Source organism: Streptomyces sp. NPDC048479, assembly GCF_040651435.1.
Lineage (GTDB): Bacteria > Actinomycetota > Actinomycetes > Streptomycetales > Streptomycetaceae > Streptomyces.
Genome location: NZ_JBEZKA010000026.1, coordinates 57,564 through 79,931, shown reverse-complemented (window position 1 = coordinate 79,931; position 22,368 = coordinate 57,564). Strand labels below are relative to the sequence as shown.

At 69.6% G+C, this 22,368-nt stretch carries 38 protein-coding genes; 12 read left to right on the top strand and 26 right to left on the bottom strand.

Features of this window, described 5'->3' with window-relative positions; all coding sequences use genetic code 11:
* The first annotated feature begins 129 nt into the window (after positions 1–129).
* The 11 genes from AB0D12_RS31975 to AB0D12_RS31925 all read left to right on the top strand — a co-directional run bounded on the left by AB0D12_RS31975 (position 130) and on the right by AB0D12_RS31925 (position 5,814).
* Complete coding sequence (locus AB0D12_RS31975) at positions 130–732, top strand: hypothetical protein (protein WP_362690604.1); 603 nt, start codon at positions 130–132, stop codon at positions 730–732.
* Complete coding sequence (locus tag AB0D12_RS31970; RefSeq protein ID WP_362690601.1) at positions 732–893, top strand: hypothetical protein; 162 nt, start codon at positions 732–734, stop codon at positions 891–893. Before AB0D12_RS31975 ends, AB0D12_RS31970 begins: the two co-directional genes overlap by 1 nt.
* A 94-nt stretch (positions 894–987) precedes the next feature.
* A complete protein-coding gene (locus AB0D12_RS31965) occupies positions 988–1,797 on the top strand; it encodes a hypothetical protein (RefSeq protein ID WP_362690598.1) in 810 nt (269 codons plus the stop codon).
* Positions 1,794–2,195: a DUF6205 family protein gene (locus AB0D12_RS31960; protein ID WP_362690595.1), complete on the top strand. Its 402-nt coding sequence runs from the start codon at positions 1,794–1,796 to the stop codon at positions 2,193–2,195. Before AB0D12_RS31965 ends, AB0D12_RS31960 begins: the two co-directional genes overlap by 4 nt.
* The gene (locus AB0D12_RS31955) at positions 2,192–2,758 is read left to right on the top strand and encodes a DUF1643 domain-containing protein (RefSeq protein ID WP_362690592.1); all 567 of its coding nucleotides are present in this window, start codon (positions 2,192–2,194) and stop codon (positions 2,756–2,758) included. The genes AB0D12_RS31960 and AB0D12_RS31955 overlap by 4 nt, the downstream gene beginning before the upstream one ends.
* Complete coding sequence (locus AB0D12_RS31950) at positions 2,755–3,147, top strand: helix-turn-helix transcriptional regulator (RefSeq protein ID WP_362690589.1); 393 nt, start codon at positions 2,755–2,757, stop codon at positions 3,145–3,147. The genes AB0D12_RS31955 and AB0D12_RS31950 overlap by 4 nt, the downstream gene beginning before the upstream one ends.
* A 107-nt stretch (positions 3,148–3,254) precedes the next feature.
* A complete protein-coding gene (locus AB0D12_RS31945; RefSeq protein WP_362690586.1) occupies positions 3,255–3,524 on the top strand; it encodes a hypothetical protein in 270 nt (89 codons plus the stop codon).
* A complete protein-coding gene (locus AB0D12_RS31940) occupies positions 3,521–3,997 on the top strand; it encodes a hypothetical protein (protein WP_362690583.1) in 477 nt (158 codons plus the stop codon). Before AB0D12_RS31945 ends, AB0D12_RS31940 begins: the two co-directional genes overlap by 4 nt.
* Positions 3,990–4,586 (top strand): hypothetical protein, encoded by a 597-nt coding sequence (locus AB0D12_RS31935; protein ID WP_362690580.1) that lies wholly within the window; start codon positions 3,990–3,992, stop codon positions 4,584–4,586. Before AB0D12_RS31940 ends, AB0D12_RS31935 begins: the two co-directional genes overlap by 8 nt.
* Positions 4,583–5,170 (top strand): hypothetical protein, encoded by a 588-nt coding sequence (locus AB0D12_RS31930; protein WP_362690577.1) that lies wholly within the window; start codon positions 4,583–4,585, stop codon positions 5,168–5,170. The genes AB0D12_RS31935 and AB0D12_RS31930 overlap by 4 nt, the downstream gene beginning before the upstream one ends.
* Positions 5,167–5,814 (top strand): nuclease-related domain-containing protein, encoded by a 648-nt coding sequence (locus tag AB0D12_RS31925; RefSeq protein WP_362690574.1) that lies wholly within the window; start codon positions 5,167–5,169, stop codon positions 5,812–5,814. Before AB0D12_RS31930 ends, AB0D12_RS31925 begins: the two co-directional genes overlap by 4 nt.
* Before the next feature lie 537 nt (positions 5,815–6,351).
* Here AB0D12_RS31925 and AB0D12_RS31920 read toward each other — a convergent pair.
* The 7 genes from AB0D12_RS31920 to AB0D12_RS31890 form a co-directional block, all read right to left on the bottom strand.
* Positions 6,352–6,558, bottom strand: a complete 207-nt coding sequence (locus AB0D12_RS31920) for a hypothetical protein (RefSeq protein WP_362690571.1) — start codon at positions 6,556–6,558, stop codon at positions 6,352–6,354.
* A complete protein-coding gene (locus tag AB0D12_RS31915) occupies positions 6,558–6,848 on the bottom strand; it encodes a hypothetical protein (RefSeq protein ID WP_362690568.1) in 291 nt (96 codons plus the stop codon). The genes AB0D12_RS31920 and AB0D12_RS31915 overlap by 1 nt, the downstream gene beginning before the upstream one ends.
* A 41-nt stretch (positions 6,849–6,889) precedes the next feature.
* On the bottom strand, positions 6,890–7,633 hold the full coding sequence (locus AB0D12_RS31910; RefSeq protein WP_362690565.1) for a hypothetical protein: 744 nt from the start codon (positions 7,631–7,633) through the stop codon (positions 6,890–6,892).
* A 66-nt stretch (positions 7,634–7,699) separates the two neighbouring features.
* The gene (locus AB0D12_RS31905; RefSeq protein WP_362690562.1) at positions 7,700–8,128 is read right to left on the bottom strand and encodes a hypothetical protein; all 429 of its coding nucleotides are present in this window, start codon (positions 8,126–8,128) and stop codon (positions 7,700–7,702) included.
* Positions 8,129–8,169: 41 nt separating this feature from the next.
* Entirely contained in the window at positions 8,170–8,418 is a 249-nt protein-coding gene (locus AB0D12_RS31900) for a hypothetical protein (protein ID WP_362690559.1), read from the bottom strand.
* Positions 8,418–8,615 (bottom strand): hypothetical protein, encoded by a 198-nt coding sequence (locus AB0D12_RS31895; RefSeq protein ID WP_362690556.1) that lies wholly within the window; start codon positions 8,613–8,615, stop codon positions 8,418–8,420. Before AB0D12_RS31895 ends, AB0D12_RS31900 begins: the two co-directional genes overlap by 1 nt.
* 56 nt (positions 8,616–8,671) lie before the next feature.
* Positions 8,672–8,872 (bottom strand): hypothetical protein, encoded by a 201-nt coding sequence (locus AB0D12_RS31890; protein WP_362690553.1) that lies wholly within the window; start codon positions 8,870–8,872, stop codon positions 8,672–8,674.
* A 387-nt stretch (positions 8,873–9,259) separates the two neighbouring features.
* On the opposite strand from AB0D12_RS31890, the gene AB0D12_RS31885 reads away from it, so the two are divergent.
* Positions 9,260–10,135, top strand: coding sequence for a hypothetical protein (locus AB0D12_RS31885; protein WP_362690550.1), 876 nt, complete (start codon positions 9,260–9,262; stop codon positions 10,133–10,135).
* Here the strand turns inward: AB0D12_RS31885 and AB0D12_RS31880 are convergent.
* From AB0D12_RS31880 to AB0D12_RS31790, 19 genes are all read right to left on the bottom strand, one after another.
* Entirely contained in the window at positions 10,132–10,527 is a 396-nt protein-coding gene (locus AB0D12_RS31880) for a hypothetical protein (protein ID WP_362690547.1), read from the bottom strand. The two genes, AB0D12_RS31885 and AB0D12_RS31880, sit on opposite strands and share 4 nt — an antisense overlap.
* Before the next feature lie 8 nt (positions 10,528–10,535).
* On the bottom strand, positions 10,536–10,781 hold the full coding sequence (locus tag AB0D12_RS31875; protein WP_362690544.1) for a hypothetical protein: 246 nt from the start codon (positions 10,779–10,781) through the stop codon (positions 10,536–10,538).
* The gene (locus tag AB0D12_RS31870) at positions 10,778–11,014 is read right to left on the bottom strand and encodes a helix-turn-helix transcriptional regulator (protein ID WP_362690541.1); all 237 of its coding nucleotides are present in this window, start codon (positions 11,012–11,014) and stop codon (positions 10,778–10,780) included. Before AB0D12_RS31870 ends, AB0D12_RS31875 begins: the two co-directional genes overlap by 4 nt.
* Entirely contained in the window at positions 11,011–11,406 is a 396-nt protein-coding gene (locus AB0D12_RS31865) for a hypothetical protein (protein ID WP_362690538.1), read from the bottom strand. Before AB0D12_RS31865 ends, AB0D12_RS31870 begins: the two co-directional genes overlap by 4 nt.
* A 2-nt stretch (positions 11,407–11,408) precedes the next feature.
* Positions 11,409–12,320, bottom strand: a complete 912-nt coding sequence (locus AB0D12_RS31860; protein WP_362690535.1) for a hypothetical protein — start codon at positions 12,318–12,320, stop codon at positions 11,409–11,411.
* Positions 12,317–13,210: a hypothetical protein gene (locus AB0D12_RS31855; RefSeq protein ID WP_362690532.1), complete on the bottom strand. Its 894-nt coding sequence runs from the start codon at positions 13,208–13,210 to the stop codon at positions 12,317–12,319. Before AB0D12_RS31855 ends, AB0D12_RS31860 begins: the two co-directional genes overlap by 4 nt.
* Before the next feature lie 53 nt (positions 13,211–13,263).
* Complete coding sequence (locus tag AB0D12_RS31850) at positions 13,264–13,695, bottom strand: hypothetical protein (RefSeq protein ID WP_362690530.1); 432 nt, start codon at positions 13,693–13,695, stop codon at positions 13,264–13,266.
* Positions 13,696–13,751: 56 nt separating this feature from the next.
* The gene (locus AB0D12_RS31845; RefSeq protein WP_362690527.1) at positions 13,752–14,033 is read right to left on the bottom strand and encodes a hypothetical protein; all 282 of its coding nucleotides are present in this window, start codon (positions 14,031–14,033) and stop codon (positions 13,752–13,754) included.
* On the bottom strand, positions 14,030–14,167 hold the full coding sequence (locus AB0D12_RS31840) for a hypothetical protein (protein WP_362690524.1): 138 nt from the start codon (positions 14,165–14,167) through the stop codon (positions 14,030–14,032). Before AB0D12_RS31840 ends, AB0D12_RS31845 begins: the two co-directional genes overlap by 4 nt.
* The gene (locus tag AB0D12_RS31835) at positions 14,164–14,823 is read right to left on the bottom strand and encodes a DUF4326 domain-containing protein (protein WP_362690521.1); all 660 of its coding nucleotides are present in this window, start codon (positions 14,821–14,823) and stop codon (positions 14,164–14,166) included. Before AB0D12_RS31835 ends, AB0D12_RS31840 begins: the two co-directional genes overlap by 4 nt.
* A gap of 100 nt (positions 14,824–14,923) precedes the next feature.
* Entirely contained in the window at positions 14,924–15,184 is a 261-nt protein-coding gene (locus tag AB0D12_RS31830) for a hypothetical protein (protein ID WP_362690518.1), read from the bottom strand.
* 353 nt (positions 15,185–15,537) lie between these two features.
* A complete protein-coding gene (locus AB0D12_RS31825; protein WP_362690515.1) occupies positions 15,538–16,149 on the bottom strand; it encodes a hypothetical protein in 612 nt (203 codons plus the stop codon).
* Between the two features lie 76 nt (positions 16,150–16,225).
* Positions 16,226–16,720, bottom strand: a complete 495-nt coding sequence (locus tag AB0D12_RS31820; protein ID WP_362690512.1) for a hypothetical protein — start codon at positions 16,718–16,720, stop codon at positions 16,226–16,228.
* Between the two features lie 303 nt (positions 16,721–17,023).
* On the bottom strand, positions 17,024–17,641 hold the full coding sequence (locus tag AB0D12_RS31815; RefSeq protein WP_362690509.1) for a hypothetical protein: 618 nt from the start codon (positions 17,639–17,641) through the stop codon (positions 17,024–17,026).
* Entirely contained in the window at positions 17,634–18,470 is an 837-nt protein-coding gene (locus tag AB0D12_RS31810; protein ID WP_362690506.1) for a hypothetical protein, read from the bottom strand. The genes AB0D12_RS31815 and AB0D12_RS31810 overlap by 8 nt, the downstream gene beginning before the upstream one ends.
* Positions 18,471–18,484: 14 nt before the next feature.
* Positions 18,485–19,882: a hypothetical protein gene (locus tag AB0D12_RS31805; protein ID WP_362690503.1), complete on the bottom strand. Its 1,398-nt coding sequence runs from the start codon at positions 19,880–19,882 to the stop codon at positions 18,485–18,487.
* A gap of 230 nt (positions 19,883–20,112) precedes the next feature.
* The gene (locus AB0D12_RS31800) at positions 20,113–20,409 is read right to left on the bottom strand and encodes a hypothetical protein (protein ID WP_362690500.1); all 297 of its coding nucleotides are present in this window, start codon (positions 20,407–20,409) and stop codon (positions 20,113–20,115) included.
* A 181-nt stretch (positions 20,410–20,590) separates the two neighbouring features.
* Entirely contained in the window at positions 20,591–21,847 is a 1,257-nt protein-coding gene (locus tag AB0D12_RS31795) for a helix-turn-helix domain-containing protein (RefSeq protein ID WP_362690497.1), read from the bottom strand.
* The gene (locus AB0D12_RS31790; RefSeq protein WP_362690494.1) at positions 21,844–22,185 is read right to left on the bottom strand and encodes a putative quinol monooxygenase; all 342 of its coding nucleotides are present in this window, start codon (positions 22,183–22,185) and stop codon (positions 21,844–21,846) included. Before AB0D12_RS31790 ends, AB0D12_RS31795 begins: the two co-directional genes overlap by 4 nt.
* Positions 22,186–22,368: the final 183 nt, after the last annotated feature.

Here is a 22,368-nt window from a genome sequence, read left to right as displayed (position 1 = left end):
TGCGCCCCGCCCCCACCCCCTCCCGGGGCGCACGGCTTATCCCCCCACCACGAACGGGCCGCCCGCCCAAGAACCTCGCAGCTGCGGGCGGGCGGCCCTCCCCTTTGCCCCACCGTCCGAAAGGCCGTCGTGAGTACCGAATCCCTGACCCGTTTCCGGTGTGACGCCCCGCGCTGCCCGGCCGACGGCATCGGAGCGAGCATCATCACCCCGCCCGACGGATGGACCCGGCTCCAGTCGACCGCGCACATCCCCGTCGTGAAGACCAGCCCGTACCCGGCCCGACGGCGCCGCTCCAACGTCCTCTCGTACAGCGAACGCTGCTACGGCGGCTTCTCGCTCCACCTCTGCCCTCAGCATCCGGACGCGTTCGAGGCGCACCAGCCCCGGACGGCCGGCCACGGCTACAAGTCGAGCGTGTCGGTGTCCTGCTCGTGCGGGGCCAGCCTCGGCATGGCGGCCGCGGCCACGTTCGTCAGCTCGTATCCGTCCCACGGCACTGAGCGGGCCTGGTTCCTGCACCTGCCGAAGGAGCTGCGCTGGTACCTGTGGCGGGGTCAACGCCAGTGGGCCACCCGCGATGTCGACTCGTACCGCCGGGAGCACATCACCCAGTACACGAGCGAAGAGCGGGCCCGGGATGCCGCCGAACGGTACGGGTACCAGCTCGTGCACCGGGATGCCGAGGGCGACCCCTGGACCCGCGCGGACGACAAGTGCCGGGCCCACTGATGGACGACACCCTGTTCCCCGTCTACCGCGTGGGCTGCTTCTTCAACTGCGGCCACACCGTGCGCGAGGCGGACCCGGATACCGCGCACGCCGCTATGGAGCAGCACTACACCGAGAAGCACAGGGCGGACATAGACCGCGCAATCGGGCGGATCCGATGACCGCCTTCCTGTTGTGGCCGCTGGCCGTGCTCGAGCTCACCCCCCGCGCCATCACCCACCTCTACCGCACCCTCACCAAGGAGACCCGACCCGCATGACCGACATCGAGACGACGACCGACGACGTGGAGAGCCAGACCCCGGACCAGCTCCTGGTCGACCTGGCCGAACTCCACATCCGCACCCTCGTATCCCCCCTGCCGAAGCACCCGGCCGCCATGGGATGGCAGGCCACCGCCGGGGCCATGGCCGCCGGCTTCGCCCGTGCGCTGCACGCCCTGAACGAAGCAGCGCCGGACAAGGCCGGCGAGATCACCGACTGGTTCCAGGGCCCGTTCGGTGACGGACCGGACCCGGAAGAGCACACGGACTGGACGGAACAGGTCATCGCGAAGAGCCCTGCCGTGCTGGAACAGTGGGTCACGGAGGCCCAGGAGCTGGCCCGGGGGGCGAAGGAAGCGACGGAGGCCCGGGAGCAGGCCGAGGCTGTTGAGCCCGGCGCCGACATCCACACCCACTTCGGCCTGTCGTACGCCAACTACCTGGTGCTGCCTAGGACGCTGCTCCAGTCCATGCCGAAGGACTGGCAGCAGCCGTTCGTCGCGCTGCTCGAGCAGCTGCACAGCGGATTCGACCACGTGCCGCAGGCGCCGGCCTACGAAGTCACGGCGGGCGAAGAGATGCTGCTCGAGGACATGACCGGGTCGCAGCTGTACGCGGCCGGAATCGAGATCGAGGGCGAGGACCCCGGGGAGGGGCCGACCGGCAAGACCAGCTATCACCGCGTCAAGGACGGGCGTGAGTTGTCAGGGCAGGACTACGGCTTCGTGCCGGGTGTGGACCCGGTGCCGCACTACAACCGTGGCCGCACCCGCGTGGAGCCGCGCCTGGACGGTGCCAAGTGAGCTACATCACCCACGTCACCGGTGAATTCGCCATCACGCCCCCGCTCACCTGGACGGAGTTCAAGGACAGCGAGTTCGCACCGGACACCATCGTCAACTCCTACGACCCCGACCTGATCCTGCGCGTAGCTGAGACGAGCGTCGACACCGACGACGGTCCACTGCTCCGCCGCACCGCTACCGCGCTCGTCATGCGAGAGATCGACGAGTACCGCGCGCACAACCTGCTTGACCAGGTCCAGAAGGCCCTTGACGCGTTCCCCGGGCACACGTGGACGGGCCGCCTGGACTGTGAAGGCCAGGAGAACACGGACATGTGGCGTGTCGTGGTCCGTGACGGTCGGGCGGTCAAGGTCGAGCCCCGCATCGTCTGGCCTGACGAGGACGGTGGCCTGTGACCACCACAGCGCTGACGATGCTGCCCGATGTGGAGCTGGACGTGGTCGTCGACCAGGAGTCGGACCTGGCCGGCGTCACCGCGGCCGCCGTGTTCGACCGCACCCGCACCTACCGCTATCTCCTGACCCGTATCTGGGACCCGTCCCTGCCGATCGCCGTCTTCGTCATGCTGAACCCGTCCACAGCGGACGCCATGGCCGACGACCGGACCGTCGGCAGGTGTAAGGACTTTGCCCGCAAGCGGTGGGCCCGGGGCGGCATCGCCGTCGTCAACCTGTTCGCCCTCAGGTCCACGGATCCGTCGATGCTGCGCGCCCACCCCGACCCGGTCGGCCGGCACAACGCCTCGTTCGTGCAGCACGCGGTACGCCACACCGACCTGGTCGTCGCCGCGTGGGGCGCCGGCGGTGTCCTTGGTGACCGCGGCACGCAGATGGCGGGCGCACTCCGGGATGCGGGGATATCGCTCCAGTGCCTCGGGACGACGTCCACGGGGCAGCCGAAGCATCCGCTGTACCTGGCCGGTAAGACTGGGCTGCAGGCGTACGGGGTGGACTCATGACCGGCCCAGTTCTGGTGGGCCCGTCGCCTTCGGGTGGCGGGCCCGTCCCGTCCCTGACGGCTGGTGAGTTGAAGGTCCTGGTCGGTGTCGCGAGTGGACACACGTACGAGGCCATCGCCCGGGCGAACGGGAACTCGCAGAGGACCGCACGGAATCTTGGCAAGAGCGTCCTGAAGAAGCTGGGCGCCCGGTCCATGCCCCAAGCCATTTTGCTGGCCTGCCGGGCCGGTCTGCTGGATGGCCGTCCGCGCCGGCATGGCGACCATCCCGGGTTCGCCGCGCACGTCTACCGCGGTGAGGACCCGTGTGAGGCGTGCTGTGAGGGCGAGCGGGCCTATCGGGCCGACCGTCGCGCAGCCCGTAAGGCCGTCAAGTCGCACGCAGCGTGACTACCAGCGGCTCCCGAATCGGACATCTTCGACACCGTCTTCGGCCCGGTACCCGACACCCCGCGCGTTCCGTAACCCACCGTCACAACCCTGCCCGGGAGGGCGCCATGCTCCGCAAGCACGCCGAGGCCATCGCCCTCTTCATAGCCCTGACCTTGTTCGGGTCCCCGTTCATCGCCTTCTGGATCGTCATCGTCGACCCGCACCGGCCATCACCCCTCGCGACCATCGCCGTCTGCTGCGCGGTGAGTGTCGTCATGGTGCTCGTGGCGCAGCCCGTGGAGCGGGAGATCCAGCGCCGGCAGGCCCGCCGGGAACGGCGTAAGGCCCGCACAGCCGCCACCCCCACCGACACCCCCGCTGGAGGCACCTCGTGACCGACCCCGCCATCACCGATCTCCGCCGCGAGTTGGAGAAAGCCCGACTCGCCCTGATCGACGCCCAGTCCCACCTGTCCGCCCACGCCCACATGAACGCCGCCCTCCACTGCGCCAGCGACGTGTTCTTCTCCCCGCTCCACGCCAAGGTCACCTCCGCCATCGCCGGGATCGACCACGCCCTCGCCCGAACCGCCGCACCCCTAGGTCTCCCCGATCACGACAACCGCGACTGCCCCTGGTGGGGGCTGATCAGCGATCTCGACCGATGCGAGCACGCTCGGCATGAAGGCGACTCCTGTTATGGCTGCGGCACCGTCTCGACGGGCAACCCGCACATGCAGCCCGGACAGGTCATCGGCTACAGCCTGCGCCACGGCCACCTCGTCATGCCTAGCGGTGACGACAAGCACGACCCCGCTGCCTGGCACGCCACCCCCACCGACACCCCCGCTGGAGGCACCGATGCCTGAGCCCACGACCGCCGAGGCCGCCTACCGGTGCTGGCGGAAGGAGCCTCACGTCCCGCACATGTGGACCCTCAGCCCGGAGGAGGGCGGCGTCGACTGCCCCGGCATCGACCAGCCCGCCCCCGTGGCGGACGAACGCCGCGAGCTGTACGCCGACGCCATGCTCGAACACCACATCACCGACGAAGCCGACGCCGACGGCAACCGCCGCTGCTCCTGCACCGAATGGCAGGAAGGCCCCGACGAGTACTGGGACCACCACATGGCCGACGTCTACCTCGCCGTGCGGGACCAGGAACTCGAGCAGGCGCGGGCCGAACTCGCCGCACTCAAGCGCGCGCACATCGCCCTCGCCAGCCAGGCCGGGAAGGACCAGGCCGCCGTCGAGCGGGTGCGGGAGTGGCTCCCGGCCCTGCGCCGCGCCGTCGCCGAACTCCCCGCCACCTGCCGCTACCACGGCGACCGGCTCGACCCCGACCGCTTCGGACAGATGACCCGCAGCGAAGCGTGCTGCGACACCGGCCGGCCCGCGCGCCGTCGCCGCGAAGCCATGACCGCCCTCGCCGCCCTCGACCTGAAGGAGCAGCCGTGACCGAGACGACCGAGCTGGACCGTACGCGCCGCTACCTGCGGCCCGTCGCCCGCCTGCAACTGCCCGACCAGCCGGACCTGGTGCACCTGTCGGTGTACGAATGGCTGCCGCAGTGGGAGGAGTGGGCGACGGGTCTCGCCCTGTGCGGCTACTCCACGGAGCAGGGAGCCCTCCCGGACGGGACCGCGGTGACGTGCCCGGAGTGTGAGGCGTACCGGCCCCGGTACGAGCGGTACCTGACCCCCGGATACAAGCCGGACGACGACGACCCCACGGTCCTCCGCGCGCGTATCGCGGAGCTGGAGCGGGAGCGGGACGTCCTGCGCCGCGCCCTGGCCCGCCTGTCCACTGTGGTGGCGCAGGTTGCCGCCTTGGCGTTCGGGCACCGCGACTCGAGGGGGAAAGCGCTGCGGGTGAAGTGGCGTACGGCGGATCGGGTCCTGGCCTACGTGAGCGGGCCCGTAGAGGGCTGCGACTGCGACCGCACCCTGATGATCCGGAACCGGCACGTAGGCCACCTGGTGACGTGCCCGCAGGACCCGTACCGCAGGCCCCGGCACTACGACAAGGAGGCCGGCCGGTGACCGCCGGACAGTCGGCGGCCGCGTGGGCGGAGGAGGCGCGTGCCGCCGCGCGGAGGGGCCTGTGGCGGCGTGTCCTGACCCTGCTGGGGGTGCGGGCCCATACGCGCCGTGCGGACGCTGTGGCGGCCCGCAGGGACCACGGGGCCGAGGGGGAGCGGGCAACCGCGCGGCTGCTGGCTCAACTCGAGGCGCAGGGCTGGCACGTGCGGCACGATCTGGCGCTACCGCGTTCCCGGGCCAACCTGGATCACGTCCTCATCTCCCCCTGCGGGACCACGATCGTCGCGTTAGACACGAAAGCGTGGAATCGGAGCTGGCCCACCACACTGATCCGCGGCCGGGTCCACTGCGGGAACCAGGACCGGCACGAGCAGGTCGAGAAGGTCGCCGGGTACGCCCGCCGGGTCGCCGACGCCGTGAACATCCCCAGGACAGCCGTCCGGCCACTGATCGTCGTCCACGGCTCCCCGGTGGCAGGCGGATACCTCGAGGCCTCCACACCGGACGGCCCGGTGCTGGTCCTCAGCCCGCCGTACCTGGTGCCGACGTTGGCCGGCGCGCCCGGGTCGCGCGATCCGTGGCGTGCTGGTGGCCTCGCGGATCGGGTGGATGCGGTGCTGCTCCCTTACCAGCGTGGCGGGTGAGGGCGTACGGTCGACTCGCACCGTCGAGGGGGCCACCACGAAGCGGCCTGCCCCCGTACCCCCGGGGGGCGGGCCGCTTTCGTGCGTTCGGACACGACGAAGGCCCCCACCCCAGGTGAGGGCCTTCGGTATCCCCGCGTCGGCGGGGAGCAGTGTCACAAACCCCTAAGACTGGGGCCATCCCCGCGTCGGCGGGGAACCTCCGCTTGCGCGGAGAACTGGCTACCGAACAAGTCCATCCGAAGACGGCAGTCGGGTCACCCCCGCTAGTGCGGGGAGCAGTGGGACGACTATGGCACACGGCACTGACATCGCGGGCCGGAATGCGCGAGCGCCCGTCCCTCATGGGGCAGGGCGGGCGCCGCGGGGCCCTGTGGGCTGCATCTCCGGACGGCCTGGGGGCCCGTCCGACCACAGGGCGAGGCCTGCGCCGCCGGGTGGAGCGACGGCACGGGCCTGCCGTCCAGTGTGCCAGCAGGGGCTGAAAATGCGCCCTGTTGCGTGAGGGTCAACCGGACGGCCTGCCCGCCCGACGCCTCATCGCTCTGTGGGCACGACGCCGGCCCGTCCGTCTGCCCATCCCTTGCGGTACTCGCGGTCCACCTGCTCGGCCAGGTCGTCCCAGTCGATTTCCCTGCACAAGGAGCACAGCCGGACGATCACGGGGACGCTCGGGTTGATCGCGGCGACGAACTGATGGGCGCAGCTGTCGGGAACGGGCTGCCTGAGGGTGTAGCGGGCCATCAGGAGGGACCTCCCGGGATCCGTAGCCACGCGGGCGGCTCCACCAGGCACGGCGCGCTGCGCTGCTCCTGCCATGCCCGGGTCTTGTCGTCCGGGTCGATCAGCTTGCTGCCGTCTTTGGTGCGGACGTAGGCGGTGTAGTGGATGGTCCGCTGCCCGTCGCCACTGGTGGTGATGTCGAAGTCGGAGTCTTGGGGGACGCCCTTGGGGTCCACGTTGTTGGCGGTCAGCCAGTCGCACATCGCGATGCGCCAGTGTTCGGCGTCTTCGTTGTTCACGGTGGGGGCCATCTGCCCATGCTGGCGTCGGACGGCCCCGTCGTTGCCCCCGCTCAGTTGCCGCGCAGGCTCCAGTTGGCGGCCATCTGCTTCAGCCCGGTCACGTCATACGGCGTGTAGAGGCCGGCGAAGTTCGGGGAGCGGGCGCCGCCGTGCGGGGAGCACATGACGGGGTACCAGCCGGACGTGTTCTTGTCGCACTCGTAGTTGGCGACCTTGCCGTCTCGGTTGATGTCCCGGTTGGGGTGGGCGAGGGCCATGTGCCCGAGCTCGTGCGTGACCAGGTTTTTCCGGTAGTACTCGTTGATCGCCGCATTGCTCGAGAACCAGCCCGGGACGGTCCAGTACTCGGAGTCCATCTGGACGTGCCCGCCGGCCGCTGCTCTGCTGGTCGGCATGTAGCAGGGGCTGGCGTGGGAGATGCTTTTCTGTCCGGTGGGCCGGTACTGGTAGTGGACGACGATGCGGCCCTTCGCGGGGCAGCTTCCGACCGGCGTCGTGTCGATGATCGTGGAGTTGGTGAACTTGAGCCCGGTGACCGAAGTGAGCTGCGCGGCCGGTGCGTTGAAGTAGCCGCGGAGCTTGGTGCGGGCGGTCGCATCCGCGTACACGATCGTGTAGGGCCAGTTCCCGAAGCTGTAGACGCCTGCGGTGGTGTTGGCTTTCCAGCCCTTGCCGGAGTACGCCGGGCCGGCGGCCTGGGCGGGCATGGCGGTGAGGGTGAAGGTGACGGCGGTGAGGGCGGTCAGGACGGCCGTAATGCGGGCGCGGCGGGAGTGCGGGGTCGTTGAGGGCATGCCCTCCATGCTGGGCACGTTTCGCCGGAACGTTGCCCCCGCTCAACTCCGCCCGCACGGGGCGGGTCAGGTGCCGGCGTCAGCCTGGGCAGGCTTCTCGGTCTCGGCCCACTCCGGCAGGAACCCGGGCCGGTCCGACCACAGGCGCGCCACCCGGGTCAGCAGACGCCACGCCCTTCGTGCGTCATGTGCGGAGCCCGCACCCTCCGTATCCAGGCCGATCGCGGCAGCGCCGCTGATCTGGTCCGCCATGCGTGCCAGCATCCGGCCCATCTCCCTGGTCCGGTCCGGCGTGAACTGCTCCACCCAGGCCGTGACGGCCGCGACGCTCTTCTGCTCCCCAGACGGCTTGCCTTCGGTGACGTGCAACTGGACATTCCGGTGACGCATGGCGACGTCGGCACCGATGGCGGTTTCGGTGTCGACCCAGTGCTGTTCGTCGATGAAGTCGGCGATGGCGCGCAGCTGCTCCGCGGTGGGGGTGATGTCGGGCATGCCGTGCAGTGTTGCAGCAGGCACTGACAGGGCGGGCCGTTTCAGGCCTCTACGTAGGCGACCAGGACCAGCGTGCCCAGCGCGGTGGGCACGTACAGGACGCGTACACCGCCGTGCCGGTACTCGCGGTAGGAGGCGTTCTTGGACAGCACGCCGATCGTCGGGTTCGAGGCGATGACGTCCAGGACCGGCTCGAGACGGGCTTGGTCGGCCGGGCTCATCTGCTGGATCTGTTCCTGGGCAACGTCGTAGAAGACGATGCGGGCACGCCGGTTGCTGTGCCGGCCCATCAGGCGACGTCGGGCGTCTGGCGCGGGGGCAGGCCGATCTCGAGGCGGAGGTCTTCCCAGTCGGTGCAGGTCTCGAGGTCGATGCCTTCGGAGGCGAGGCGCTCGAGGACGTAGGCGACTGTGGGGTCGGTGAGGGCGGTGTTGCGGGCGTCGGCGCGCAGGGCGTCTTGCTCGGGCGGGTCGAAGACCATGCGCATGGGTGCCTCCGCGGGAAGGGTGCGGCTTTTACCGTAGCGGGCTGCGGGCCGGGCGGTCAGCCCCAGGCGGTGTCGAGCGGGTGCGGGAGCGGCGGCAGGTCGATGGGCAGGAGGCCCCAGGCGGTGTCGTCCACCACCAGGGGCGGTGCGCCCCAGGCGGTGTCCGCCGGGGCGGCGGTGGCGGCCGTGGCGGGCGTAAGGACGGCCGCAGCGGTGAGGGCGAGGACCGCGAGGCATCGGCGGGCAGTGGTTTTCATGGCGGGCATCCTCCAAGCATGGCCGGGGCGGGGGCAAGAGGGGGGTGGTCCTCCCGGCCCGCCTGTTCGTGTCCGCTGCGATCCATCGGGTGCGGCTGGCAGCCCACACCGGGTGGAAGACGCGTACAGGTGTCCGGGAGTGACCCCGCGGTTACGCTGTCTGATGCGCCATGCAGCTATCAAGAGACTTGTGTGTGCGTACGTACGCAGTGCGTAAACACGCAGGGTCGCAGCGGGGAGTATTTGGTGACGGATACGGGCAATTGGCGCGTTGATGATGCCCGATTGTCGGGTGATGCGCGGGAGCTGTACGGGCGGATAGCCCGCGGTGAGAAGACCTGCCCCCAGGACAGTGGGGCGCTGCAGGAGCTGTGGGTGCGGCAGCTGGTGTCCGCCGACCCGGAACGCCCGGATGAGGTGGTGGTGATGGATCCGCAGCGGGCCGGCTGGCGCTACCTGGATGCCGGCCTGCACGATCTGATGGCCCGCGTGACACGGATGGTCGGCATTCCGGATGCGTGTGACGACATGGCCCTGCACTACGAGCGGGCCCGTTCCCGTACGTCGGGCGGATCCGAGTTCCTGGCCCAGCCGCAGGAGGTCAACGCCCGTATTGAGGCGGCGGTGATGGAGGCGGAGTGTGAGGTGCTGGCCGCGCAGCCCGGCGGCCCGCGGACGCAGGATTTACTCAACATCGCGTTGAAGCGGGACTCGAGTGCGCTGGAGCGGGGGGTGAGTCTGCGGACCCTGTACCGCGACACGGTGCGCGACGATGCGGTGACCCGGGTGTGGGCGACGTTGATGACGCAGAAGGGCGTCCATTTCCGCACCCTGGTGTCGCCGTTCCAGCGGTGCGTGATCGTGGACCGGCGGCAGGCGTTCGTGTCCGACCATGCGGGCGGGCCGGCTCATTCGGCGTGGCATGTCACGGACCGGGCCATGGTCGCTTTCATCGCCGCGGTTTTTGAGGATGCGTGGCGGCGGGCCGATGTGTGGAACGGCGCCCCCCGTAGCGGCGACGGAACAACGGGGACGAGGACGACGCCGGTTCAGCGGGAGATCCTGCGGGACGCCGCGGACGGTATCGAGCAGCGCAAGACCGCGGCCCGGCTGGGAATCAGCGAGCGGACCATTTCGAAAGAGATTGGCAAGCTGCGGGAGCTGTTCGGTGCGCAGACGCTGCCGCAGTTGACGTACCTGTGGGCACTGTCTCCCGACCGGCTGATCGACGACCAGGCCGCCGAGGACGCCGGCGTGGCCTAGGTCTGGGCGGGACCGTCCTGGCCGGCGGGCGACTGCACTGCCTCCACCGGCCGCGCCGTCTGCTGCCCGGGCCGCAGTGCGGCCGCGGGCACGGGCATGCACCACGGACAGCCCTCCACGACCGTGGTGTGGTGCAGATTGTGCATCGCGCGGGTGTGCACACAGTGCTCGCCCGTCGCCAGCCCGGGCGCCCACCGCCGTACCGCATCCCAGAAGGTCCGGGCGGCCGCGTCGGGCTCATAGTCGGGCCCGAACTCGGTCCGCCCGTCGGGGTGGATGGCGACCAGCGGCCGGCCGTCGTTGCCGCGGATAGCGACGATGGGGGGCGGTGCGATGGTGAGCTCCTGCACCAGGCTGCGGTCCACGGTCAGGTAGCCGAACTGCTCGGTCATGGCTGCTCCTACGGGTGGTGCGGGCGGGTCTGCAGGTCGCGGTTCAGCGAGCGTACGGGGCGGGCGGCGCGTTCGTCGCGGATCCGGCGCCGGATGGTGAGCTCGAGGGCCCACACCTGGTCGCCGGTCATGCCGGTTTGGGTGAGCCGCCGGCGCAGGTCGGAGAGAGTGTCGCCTCGTCCGCAGCCCCGGAGCCGGGCCTCGAACTGCCTGAGCAGACAGGCAACATCCGGCTGCGCCTGCAGGTCGCTCATCGTTCGGTGTCCTGGCGGGGCGGGCCGGTGAGTACGAGGACTTCGATGCGCATGTCGCAGAGGTCGGCGATGCGTTCGGCCCAGTCGAGGGTGAGGGTGGCTTTGCCGGTGAGCATTTCGCTCATGTGCTTGGTGGACAGGTCGAGTTGACGGCAGGCTTCGGCCTGGCTGACGCGGGCGTGGTCGAGCGCTGCCCGGACTTGGGTGCGGAGGGAATCCTCCGCGCTGCTCACGGCTGCTCCTGCGGGTCGAGGGCGGCGCGGGCGGTACAGGGCGGGCTGTACGCGATCTCCACCGGTTCGGCGCCGATCCGGTACTTGTCGTACACGCGGTGGTAGACCCGCATCTCCTGGCAGGACGGGCAGCGGTGGGCGGTGTAGCGGATGACCGGCTTGTCGCCGGTGAGGCCGAGGGCGATGAGGCTGGGCCCGAGGTGGTCGCACTGGTCGCAGCCGTTCAGGTCCCCCGCTCGGTGGCAGAGGATGACCGGTACTGCTTCCCAGCGGCGCCAGGTGATGGCCTGCCCGTCGTGCTCGGCCGGCAGCGCGGGCACTGCGGCCTGGTCGGTGATCTGCGCCTCGAGTTCGGCGATACGCGCCCGTAGCTGCTCCTCGGTGTCCGCCACGGTCACGCCTCCTTGTCCGCCATGGCAGCCCGTGCTGCTGCTGCGTCGGTCTCGCCGTTCGGGCCGGCCTTCGCCAGCGTCGCCCGGTGCTTGCGTGCCAGGTCGGTCCGCTGCTGGGACCAGCCGTGGGCCTGCGCCACCTCATCCAGGGAGCCCTTGCAGTCGTTGCCGTGTTCGTGCTGCTGCTCGCAGTCCCAGCCGATCAGGAGGGCGTACAGCCAGGCGTCGGTGGGCTCACGGGCCCAGTCGCGCGAGTTGGTGCCCATGTTGAAGCGGAGGGACCACAGAGCCCGGTGCGCGGCGGCGGACAGCGTCTGCTGCTCGGTCAGAAGGGTGCGCTGCGCGTCGCAGAAGAGGAACGTGGCGCGGCCGACGTCGAGGGCTTCGGCGGCGTAGCTTTCGGCGTCCCACAGCCGGTCGTACAGCTCGGACAGCGTGTCGACGGTGTGGTCCTCGAGCGGTACACGGTGCTCGGGATCGGTCACCGGCGGCGCCTCGGGCAGAACGCCGGTCACGGTCAACAGGTGCTGCTCCCACATACGGGACAGCAGCCCGTGCCAGCGCTGGGGGACGGGGGTCCAGCCGCACGCGCAGTCCACGGTCCAGCGGCCGTTGGGGAGTTGGAGGCGGCGCGGCAGGTGGGCGGTGACCAGCTCGAGGTGTTCGGGGCAGATGTGCCCGCCCGCCGGGAAGATCGAGCCGCAACCGAGCGTGCGCCAGCCGGCGCCGGACCATTCCGGGCGCGGCGGCGGGTCGCCGGCCATGCAGGAGATGGCGTCGTACTGCTTCAGGCAGCCGGGCACCAGGCAGTTGCGGAGCACGGGAGCGTTCGTGTGGCTGTCGATGCGGGCGTAGAGCGCCTCGAGGTCTTCGGGGGTCAGCTTGTCGAGCGGGACGCGTTCTTCACGGATCATGCGGTCACCTCAACGTATGCGCGGGCTGCCTCGAGGACGTCGTGCCGGTCTCCGGCGATGATGGCCGCGATCGGGCTGCGGTCGCCCAGGTTCGGGTTCTGGCCGATGAGCCAGGCCCGGGCGGTGTATGCGGATTCCCGTGTGGCGATCAGGTCGTACACGATGCGTGTTTCGGCGCGGTGCATGTCGTTGGTGAGGTGTCCGGCAAGCTTCGGGCCGAGGATCTGCTCGAGTGCCTGGGGGGTGGCGTCCTGGTCGCGGTGCGGCCACCAGTCGTCGTGGGCTTCCTGGCGGCACAGGGCGCACATTCCGTCGTGGTCGGTGGAGGATCCGCATGCGCGGCAGTCGGCGACGGGCTGTACGCCCTCGGGGAGTTCCTCGCCGCGCATCTCTGCCAGGCAGGCGGGGCAGAGTCCGTGGGGCAGGATGCCGTCGCCGGAGTTGGCGTCTCGCATGGGCTCTTCGGGGACGACGGCCAGGCGCTCGCATCCGGTGGGGGTCAGCACGCCGGGCTTGGGGTCTCCGAAGAAGCTGCTGGTGAGGAAGATGTGCCGGCGCTGGGGGCTGGCGTCGGCGTAGGGGCTGTACGGGTTCGGGGCGACGGCGGTCACGGGGTCTCCTGCGGCGGCGCAGATCGGGCAGTAGTCGCCTTCGTCGTCGCACTGCCAGCCCTCGGCACGCAGCGCCGCCCGCGCGATATCGAGGCGTTCCGGCTTGGGCATCAGGTCACTGACGATGAAGTCCCGCTTCACGACGGTGCCGCAGCCGTCGCAGTAGACGCCGATCTGGCAGGGGTAGGGGGCTTCGGGGCTGGTGTCGGCGGATCGGAGCATCGCGGAGACTTCCTCGGGGGTCGCGACGCGGGGCGTGGGCGTGGGCTCGGGGTTCATGCGCTGGTCCTTCCAGGGGCGGGGGCGCGGTTCGGGGCCGGGCTAGGGGTGGGTTACTCGGGCTGCGGGAGCGGCAGGTTGGTGCGGTCGCCGTCCGGGTCGATCACCGTCAGCTGGTTCGGGACCTCCCTGATGCCCGCGGCGAGGAAGGTGCCGAGCGTTCCGGCGTCCTTCGCGGCGGCGTATTCGACGGAATCCACGGTCACGATGCGCTCACCGGAACGCTCGATGCGGACCTCGATCGGTCCGGTCACCGGCTCCGGGATGTCGCGCTGGTCGATGGAGTACTCCTCGTAGTCCCGGCCGGACTGGGTGATCACCTCACTGTCGGTGACCCACCGGCCGACGCCGGCGGCCTTCCAGTCGGCGGGGTCGGAGAAGTAGCAGGCGGCGATGGCTTCGTCGCGGGTGGGGTAGGTGCCGCGGGATTCGCGTCCTTCGAACCCGCCGCCGGTCGGGTAGTAGAAGAGGTCGTACGTGTCCACGAGGGACGTCCTTTCCTGGGTGTGCTCCCGCACGGGTGCGCGGGAAGATCTAGGGGCTAGTGGGCGTTCGCCGCGCTGTCGCCGTAGATGGTGGTGTCGAGGCGACGGCGGAGCGTCCACTGGTGGCGGCACTCGGGGTTGACGCAGAAGGCCCTCACGCGCAGCGTCCTCACGACGGCCGTGACCGCCTGGTAGCCGTCTTCCGCGTCGGGGTACTGCGGCCGGACGGTGCCGTCGTCGGCGATGACGGCCGGGCCCCAGTCGATGCAGCCCTCGGTGTCCTCGGCAACGCCGCACTGGCTGCCGCACTTGGTGCAGGCGAGTGGGCGCGTACTCACGGGTTGCGGCCGAAGGGTAGGCCGACACGGTCGTGGTCCTCGAAGGGGCCGACGAAGGCCTGCACGCTCTCCAGGTTGTCGCCGGTCCACGCAATGCTGTGGGCCCGTGTGCCGGTGTCGGGCTGGGTGGTCACAGGCTGGTCCCTTCGGGGGCGGTGTTGGCCAACTGCAGAAGCACGCTGGCGTGGCACGGGACCGGCGCGCCGTCGTCGTCGACCAGCGGGCACCAGCACATGAGGTCACGGCCGGCGAGCTCGACGCGCGCCCGGACCGCGTAGCCCACGGTCGCCTTGATGAACTCGCGGTACAGGCCAACGGCCATCACGTGGGCGGCGTGCCGACTGTCGGTGTTTGCGGTCCAGTCGGGCCGCGCTTGTCCCTGCCCGGCCCAGTTGACGGCCCAGCCTTTCCGCGTCTTGGCAACAGCCCACGGGTTGCCCCATTGGGTGCCGCGGCCGACGTACTTGGCGCCGTTCGCTTTCCAGCCCGCCGTGCGCTTGCGCTGGATGCGCTCCGGGGTGGTGGTGATGCGGGCCGGGAGGAACTCGGCGCCCTTGCCTCCGGCCAGGTCGAGGTAGAGGAACTGACCCATGGTCCGGTCCCGGTTCATGCGGAACAGGCAGTCGGCGAGCTCCGGGCGGCCCATGGCGGTGAGGACGGGGGTGATGTGGGGGCGGGCGTGTTCGACGACGGCCCGGCTGAAGACGTCCGGGTCGGTCGTCTGAACGGTCAGCGGCGGCACGGGGCGGCTGTCGCCCAGCTTGCCGAACTCGAGCTCATAGGTGGCCATGCGGTGTCTCCTGCGGGGAGAGGGGCTTGTTCAGGGTGGCCCGGTTTGGGCGGGGTGTTGCCCCCGCCCGGTGGGGGACGGACCGGGCCGCGGCATGCGGTCAGGCGGCGTTCGCGGCCGCGCGGGCGTGCTCGACCAGGTCGAACTCGGCGCGGCGGCGGTACATCTCGTGGCCGTCGACGGTGCCGTCTGCGGACAGCCAGCCGTAGTGGATGCCGTCCTGGAACGTGTATCCGACGTAGGTGTCGCGGTCGTTGTATTCCGGTTGGAAGTCCTGGGCATCGGGCCGTGTGGCGTTGACCAGGGCGCGGGCCTCGTTCGGCAGGAGGCGCGGCACGGCGACGGCGGTGGTGTTCAGCATGGGGTCCCCCTGGCGGCGGTGTGTCTGGGTTCCACCATACCTCGATACGCATTGCCATGGCAATACGAATGCGGGAGGTGGATACAGCACAGCCCCGACCCGGCAAGGGATCGGGGCCTGCCAGCAGTTCCCCAATGGGGGCGCTTACTCGGTTGCGTACGACCAGCCTGACACCGCGGCAGACGGACGTTGCCCCCGCCCGTCACCGCCCCGCGGCCGGCTCGTTGGACTCCTCGAGTGCACAGCGGGCCCGGGATCCGCGCCCCCGGGCCCGCCTGCACGTTGATGCGGCGCCGTCCCCGAAACGCAGAGCGCCCCGGCCACGTAGGCCGGGGCGCATCCATGCGATCAGGTCAGAACTGGCCGTTCGACAGGATCTGCCCGTCCTTGTCGTACACGGTCACCAGGCCGTTCTCCGACGTCTTCCAGTCCGCGAACGCCGACGCGAGGAGCTTCCCCTCGCCCTGGTGCGGGCCCACCAGGCCGCCCGCGAAGTCGGTGTAGATGTCGGCCGTGTCGGCGATCCCGTTGTGCTCGTCCGCGCCCTGCACCTTCGTCACGTGGGCGACGGCCGCCTTCTCCGCACCGGTCCCGTTCTTGCTGACGAACGCCTTGAACTGGTCGCCCTGGGACAGGTCCTCCTTCGGCTGCTCCTTCTTCTCGGCCGGCTTGGCGTCGGCCTTGCCCTTGGCCGGGGCCTGCGGTGCGACGGCCGTCGCGGGCTTCTTGCCGGTGTTTCCGCTGCTGCCGTCACCACCGCCGGCGGCGATGCCGATGATGACGATGAACGCGAACACCCCGCCGATGACGGTGAGGACCTTGTGCCGGGCGACCCAGGACTTCTTCGGCTCCTGCGGCGGCTGGTACGGGGCGGGGCCCTGCGGGTAGGCGCCGGGTCCGCCGGGGTGCGGCTGCTGGTAGGGCTGCTGCGGCTGGTTCGGGTCGTTCGGGTACTGCTGGCTCACGGTGGAGTCCTGACTGTTCGTAGAATGAGGATGGGCGTGGATGAGAGAGGGGTGAAGCAGGCGCGGCGTGGGGGGATCAGCCGAGGGAGCCGGCGAAGCTGCCGGACTTGGCCTCTTCGGCCGTCATCTGAAGGTTGCCGCGATGCGACACCTCCACTTTGTAGAAGTCCTGGCCGTTGGGGACGCCTTTGACAGCCACGTCGAAGACACACAGCGACGGATACGCGCCCGGTCCGGGCTTCGACTTCCCCAGCCCCCCGGTCGCGATGACCGCGCCGGCGGCGTCGTACACGGTGACCGAGGTGCCGGTGGCGATGTCGTCGTAGCCGTCGCCGCCGTAGCATCCGCCGGCGTCGTCGGTCCTTACTTCGTCGGTGAGGCTAAACGTGCCGGTCAGGGTGAAGTCGCTGCCGGAGTCTTCGCCGCTGCCGCTGGTCGCGTACCAGGCGGCGCCGACTATCGCCGCACCTGCCGCGAAGCTGGCCAGGGCGATGGTGATGGTGCGGGCCCGGGACGGCTGCGGCGGGGAGGCGGGCGGCTGGGCGGGTGGTTCCGGGTACTGCTGGGTCACGATGTCCCCTCAACTGGATCTACATGGCGGTATGTGGGGGGTGGGTGAATCTATCCCTCCGGATCGTGTTCTGTCCGGGGCGGGGGGATTCTGGTCCGGTCTTGTGACAGGTGGTCACAGGACCTGATCCGGAGCCGTGTTCGGTACTCACGAGGGACGACCGGTGTACCAGTGAAGGCTCACCGCGTCGTCCGTGTGCACCACCATAGCCGTCTTGTATTGCCATGGCAATGCGAAGCGGAGTGACGCCGACAACAAGACGCCCCCGAACCCTGGTCTGGGTTCGGGGGCGTACCGCTGAGCTCAGGCCGGATACCGGACCACGCGCGGCGACTCGATCCTGGCCCGGCGCTCCAGCTCCTTCGCCCAGCCCGCATCCGTCGCCCGCCGCGCCACCTCCGCGTCCACCGCGGCCTGTTCGACCGCCTCAGCCGCCTCCCTACGCCGCGCGGCCGCCGCATCCAGGAGCACCGTCATCCGGTCATGCGCGGCCAACAGACCGGCGGGCAGAACAATCCCCGGGTAGCTCTTCCGTACGCGCCCCAAATGCCACGCCACGCCGCCCCAACCCGGCCCGCGGACATCCCGCTGCACCTCGGCCCGCATCCCCTCGAGCGACCCCAGATTGCAGGCATCCTCGTACCGCTGGCCCTCGAGAGCCACGAACCACAAGCCGCGGGGCCGGCTGTTCTTCGGCCGGTCCGGCAGCAGCACGCGCAGCCGCTCAATCTCCGCGGTCAGCAGCGGGCGCAGTGCCGCGGCAGCCGGCCGGGCCAGCTCCTCGAGCTCGGTCTCTTCCCCGAGGCTGAGCCACACCGTGCCGGGCTGCGCTTCCTCGAGCCGCTCGAACATCGTGCAGCGCGTCCGGACGGCGTACTCCGCCTCCGCCTGCCACTCCTCACGCGACGGCCACTCACGCATCACCGTGGGCCCCCATGGCGGACCTAATCCCTTGGGCCGACTGCTCGGGGTGCGCCAGCGGTTCCTGGACGTCGAAGAATGGATTGTTCGTCCACACCATGGATCCGTCCTCGCTAACCGTGGCGGCGCTATGGCGCATCAGGTGCCAACCGGAGTCCGAGTAGTAGAAATAGGCCTTGTCGCCGCCCTGAGTGATGGTCAGGCTGCATCCGCAACCGTTCACCAAGTCATCCGGGCGATGGTTGTCCGCCTGCTTGATCTCAGCGCTGGCTCCGAAGATCGCCGCGACAGCCATGGTGGCTTCGTGGACGTTCGCCGGCGGCCGGTATCGGGCTGGCGACTTGTTCAGCGAGTGGACCGCCGGAGCGAGCATGCCCAGGTCTTCCTCGAGTTGATGCGCTGTGCCGGTCAGGCGGTCGAGGGCGTCGGCCAGGTTCTCCTGCTCTGGCGCTACCCATCCCGAGAGATCGGGGATCGTGACGTCGCCGCGCTCGGCAACCTGACGGACCGCCTGCTCGAGCGCCCGCAGGTTCCCGATGGATGCGTGGATCGTGGCGTGGATGGCGGAGGCCACCACGGCGGCATCCTGCGGCGTATACAGCGCCCAGTCATGGTCGAGGGCCTTGCCCAGGCTCTCGCTGGCAATGGCGGCTGTGACGGCGAGGGCCAGCGTGTCTTTCGGCTCGGTGGCATCGTCGCCGACCTGTTCGGTTGCTCCCGCCAGATCGTTGACGTATGAGGATGAGTCCTCGAGATCGCTCCACTGAAGGTGCAGGTCGGGTGCTTCGCCGTCGGTGTTGCTGGCGTTGTCGGTCTGGTCCTGGCCCATGGGGTCCCCCTGTTTCATCGGTGGGTTCGCTGTCCTGCGGTGACGGTGCGCATCTTGCGGAAGTACTCGTTGGGCTCGGCCCCGCCGCCGACCTGCGGGGTCGGGTCCAACGGGGGCGGGACCCGGGTGGGTTGGCTAGGCACCGTAGCGGCCGGCTCTGACACCGGTGGGTGCTCTCGAGCGGCCTCCCGGTCGGCGCGCTCCCGGGCCCGCGCGCCCTTCCAGTCAGCGGCCCGCACCGCGCACAAGCGGCACTCCTCGTCCGTGATGATGTCGGCGCCGTTCTCGCAGTGGGCGTCCGGGCAGGCGTACCGGTCACCGCGGCGCAGCGGCCGCACCATGCCGATCGCTGCACCCACCGGGTTCTCGAGCTCGCCCGCATGGAACTTGGCGGCGTAGTTGTGATGCAGCCACCGGTACAGGATCCGCTCGCCGATCTGCTCGACCGTCCGGCCGTCCGTGCGCATCGCGGACAAGATGGCATCCGAGATGGTGGGGAGCTCTGGGAGTTGGTCGAGGATCTCCGGCGGGTAGAACGTCCGCACCTGCCGTACGAGGTTCAGTTCGTCCCTGGTGTGCTTCGGCTTCTTGCTGCCGTTCTTCTGGCCACCAGCCGGCCGGCTGGTGTCGTCGGTCGGGGTGGGGGATGGGGGCGTCTTGCCGGACGCGGCGCAGCCGCTTTCCTCGCGCGCACGCTTACTACCGTCAGAGGGCCTACGGCCGTCCACGGGGCTACGCCCCGAAGGGGCCTCGTCTGCTGCTGTGGGTTCTGGACTACCGGCTCTAGATAGGGCGTCATCCACGACGCCACCCGTCGCGTCATTCACGACGCCACCGGTAGCGTCACCCATGACGCCACCCCCCTTCGCCTTCTTCCGCCGCGCACGCTCCTTGCGGCGCTGCTCCTCCCTCTTGGCCTGCTGCACGCGGAGCTTCTCGTCGTAGGCCGCCCTCCAGCCCGCCAGGTCGAACTCCGGCGCGTGCTCGCTCACCCATGCGGAAATGTCCAGACCAGGGACCGTGTGGCCGTACCGGGCGACCAGCTGGGGCGGAGTGCCTGCCGGGGGCGTCACGCCGTGGATGAGCCACGCGTCGTGGATCTCGTACAGGTTCGCGTCGTTCTCGTCGGGCTTGCCCTCCACCTTCCGGCGGTGGATCGTCACCAGCCCGATCTGCTTCTCCAGGTAGTCGCCGGCCCGGTCCACGGTCTGCTTGGAGCAGTCGAGACAAGAGGCCAAGGCCTCGCGGTACGGGTACCCCTGGCCAGTGTCACGGGAGCTCACATCCGCGAAGGTGACGAGCAGGTCGTACAGCGGCTTCGCCTTGCCCGCGTTGAGACCTGCGTCCGGGTCCCGCGTCACGCAGACGGCGAACATGCCGAAGCGAAGGCCGGTGGAGCCGGGGCGGCTCACTCTGGGTCGGTTTCCGTTCGACGGGCGCCGCGCCGTCACAGGTCACCGCCCTGCATACGGATGATCACGCTGCGTGGACTTGTGGGAGATGCTCCCACTACCGCTACTCTGAGCACGAGGAACCTCGTTCTAACCGATGTGCGGGACTTCTCGAATCAGCGGATTGCAGTCCGCTGTTGTGCTTGGACGGCCGGGGGTGCTGCGCCCTCGGCCGTTCGCGCGTTCCGGGCCTATCCGTCGTCCGGATCACCAGCGCCTCCCGGGGGCTTGTACACAGTCCGGAAGAACTCCAGGAACGGCTCTGTCGCCATGATCGTGGCGGTGCCGGCCTCGCCGTATGGGTGCGGCTTGTCAGGCCCGAACGGCCATGCGTCCCGGTAGAGCTTCGAGGTGGAGATGTGGCGGACGCCCTCACGGGTGATGCTGTCGACGATTCCCTGCCGGACCAACAGTTCGGCGCCTGACGTGAAGGTGACCGCTGGCGGGAGTCTCGTCTCTTTGGGTTCCTGCGCTTCGCCGGCGTTCATCGGCGGCCTCGCGCCTGACGTCCGCTTGGCGGAGCGCCAAGCGATAGCGATACGCTCATCGCGGATCTCCTTAGCTGGGGTCCCGTGGCCGTCTGTCTTCGCAGGTCGGCGGCCATAAGGGCGGTCGGCCGGTTGTGGTGACCGGTCGACCGTCATCAATCGACGTGTCTAACGCTGCTCGCTACTCCATGGCACCCGTCCGTTCCGCGAGTCCCATCAACTCAGCGGGAGCCTTTGGCCCAGCTACGAGGACCAGTTCCTTGATGGCTTCGCGTACGGCCGCGTGGTTCTGGACGGTCTCGGGTGAGATTTCTTCCGCGCGCAGCAGGCAGGCGGTCGCGTCGCCCATGTGACGCCGCTGCGCGTGGGCTCGCCCCAAGTCCATCAGCAGCCGTCCCCTTCTCTCCGGAGACAGGGCCTCGGCATCGATGGTCTGGCCGATGTCCAGCGCCTCCCCGGCGTCACCCAGGTCGACAGCGGTGGAAACGGCCTGGATCGCCACGTTGGTCGGCCCGAACTCCAGGTTGTAGTCGTTCCGATCCTCTCCGATACGGTCGGCAACCTGCCGGGCCTTTTGAATCTCTTCCTTGGCCTCCGCGCGCTGGCTGCACCGGGCGTGCACCAGAGCCTTCGCCAGATGCAGAGACCCGAGGACGGATAGTCCTTCTGGCGTCAGGTCATCCCGCTGGCTGAGGGCATCGACCGCGGCACGCACCGCGTGCTCAGCCGCGTCCGTTTCCCCGAGGCGTACGAACGCGTGCACCATCCGGTACACGCCGGCGCACACCAGGAACACGTCGCCGGACAGTTCGGCGGCCGCCACGGCCCGGTCAGCGGAAACCCAGGAGGCACGCGAGTCGCCTTGCCGGGCGAATGCGGAGGCCATGGCCTGGTAGGCACGGGACAGCAGACGGTATGCCGTCGGCCGATCCCCGTCCGGGACGATGCGAACAGCACGCTCGAGCTCAGGAACCAACTCGGTCACCATGTCGCTGATCTCGGCGTGACGGGCCTGGTGCGTGAGCGACCAGATCTCTTCAACCCGCTGCTCCAGCTCGTTCAGCGCCACGGGACGCTGATCCGAACCACCCGTTCCCAGCAGGGTGCTGAGCGCCGGATGACCGGCAATCACCAGGCGGGCCGCATCCAGGTCATTGGACTTCACCTGCACGGGTCCGGCAGCGGGGGTGGGCAAGGGCGCGTTGGGGTCCAGCGCCTGCATGGAAACCCCGAGGGCGTCAGCCAGCTCCTGCAGTACATCCAGTCGGCGCACCGGCTGGATACCGCGCTCCACCTGGGACATCCAGCTGGAGGTCCGGCCGTTGAGCATGGCCGCCAGTTGCTGCTGTGTCAGCTCCCGTTCCTTGCGCAGATCGGAGATCCGCCGCCCGAACGCGCGGTCTCTCGGGTCGACTTCCTTTCCGGTTGGTTTGCTCATGTTCCCTCCGTCGCCGGCCGCTTGCCGGTCAGCTCGTTCAGGAACGTCACCTCGGTGCTGGCCAGGTACTGCTCACGTTCGCTGAGCATGCGTTTGGTGTGGTCCTGGGATTCGTGTGCCTGGAAGGCGTCGTAGTCCGCGTACAGCTCGTAGAAGTAGCGCACGAGCGGTTCGTTCTCGGGGACGTGGACGACGTAGACCAGGGTTCCGGGTTCCGTGCGGATGCCCTCCATCGTGCGGGCCACGAGGGCGTCGAACTGCTGAGCTGCTTCGGCGTCACGGGTGGTGAACCGCACGCTGAGTGCGTATCCGCTTGTCACTGCTCCTCCATTCGTCATGCGCACAGTCTCACACCATCAAGTGTTTGTGCTAGCTCGCACGAAAACTTTAGCAGTCACGTTGACTCGCACCAATGGTGCGCGTAATGTCGGTCACGTCGTCCCACGGCGGCAGCAGAAAGGGCCCGGTGTGCAACCACCGGGCCCTGGATGCCAGACCTAGCCCCACCTGCTGTACCAGGA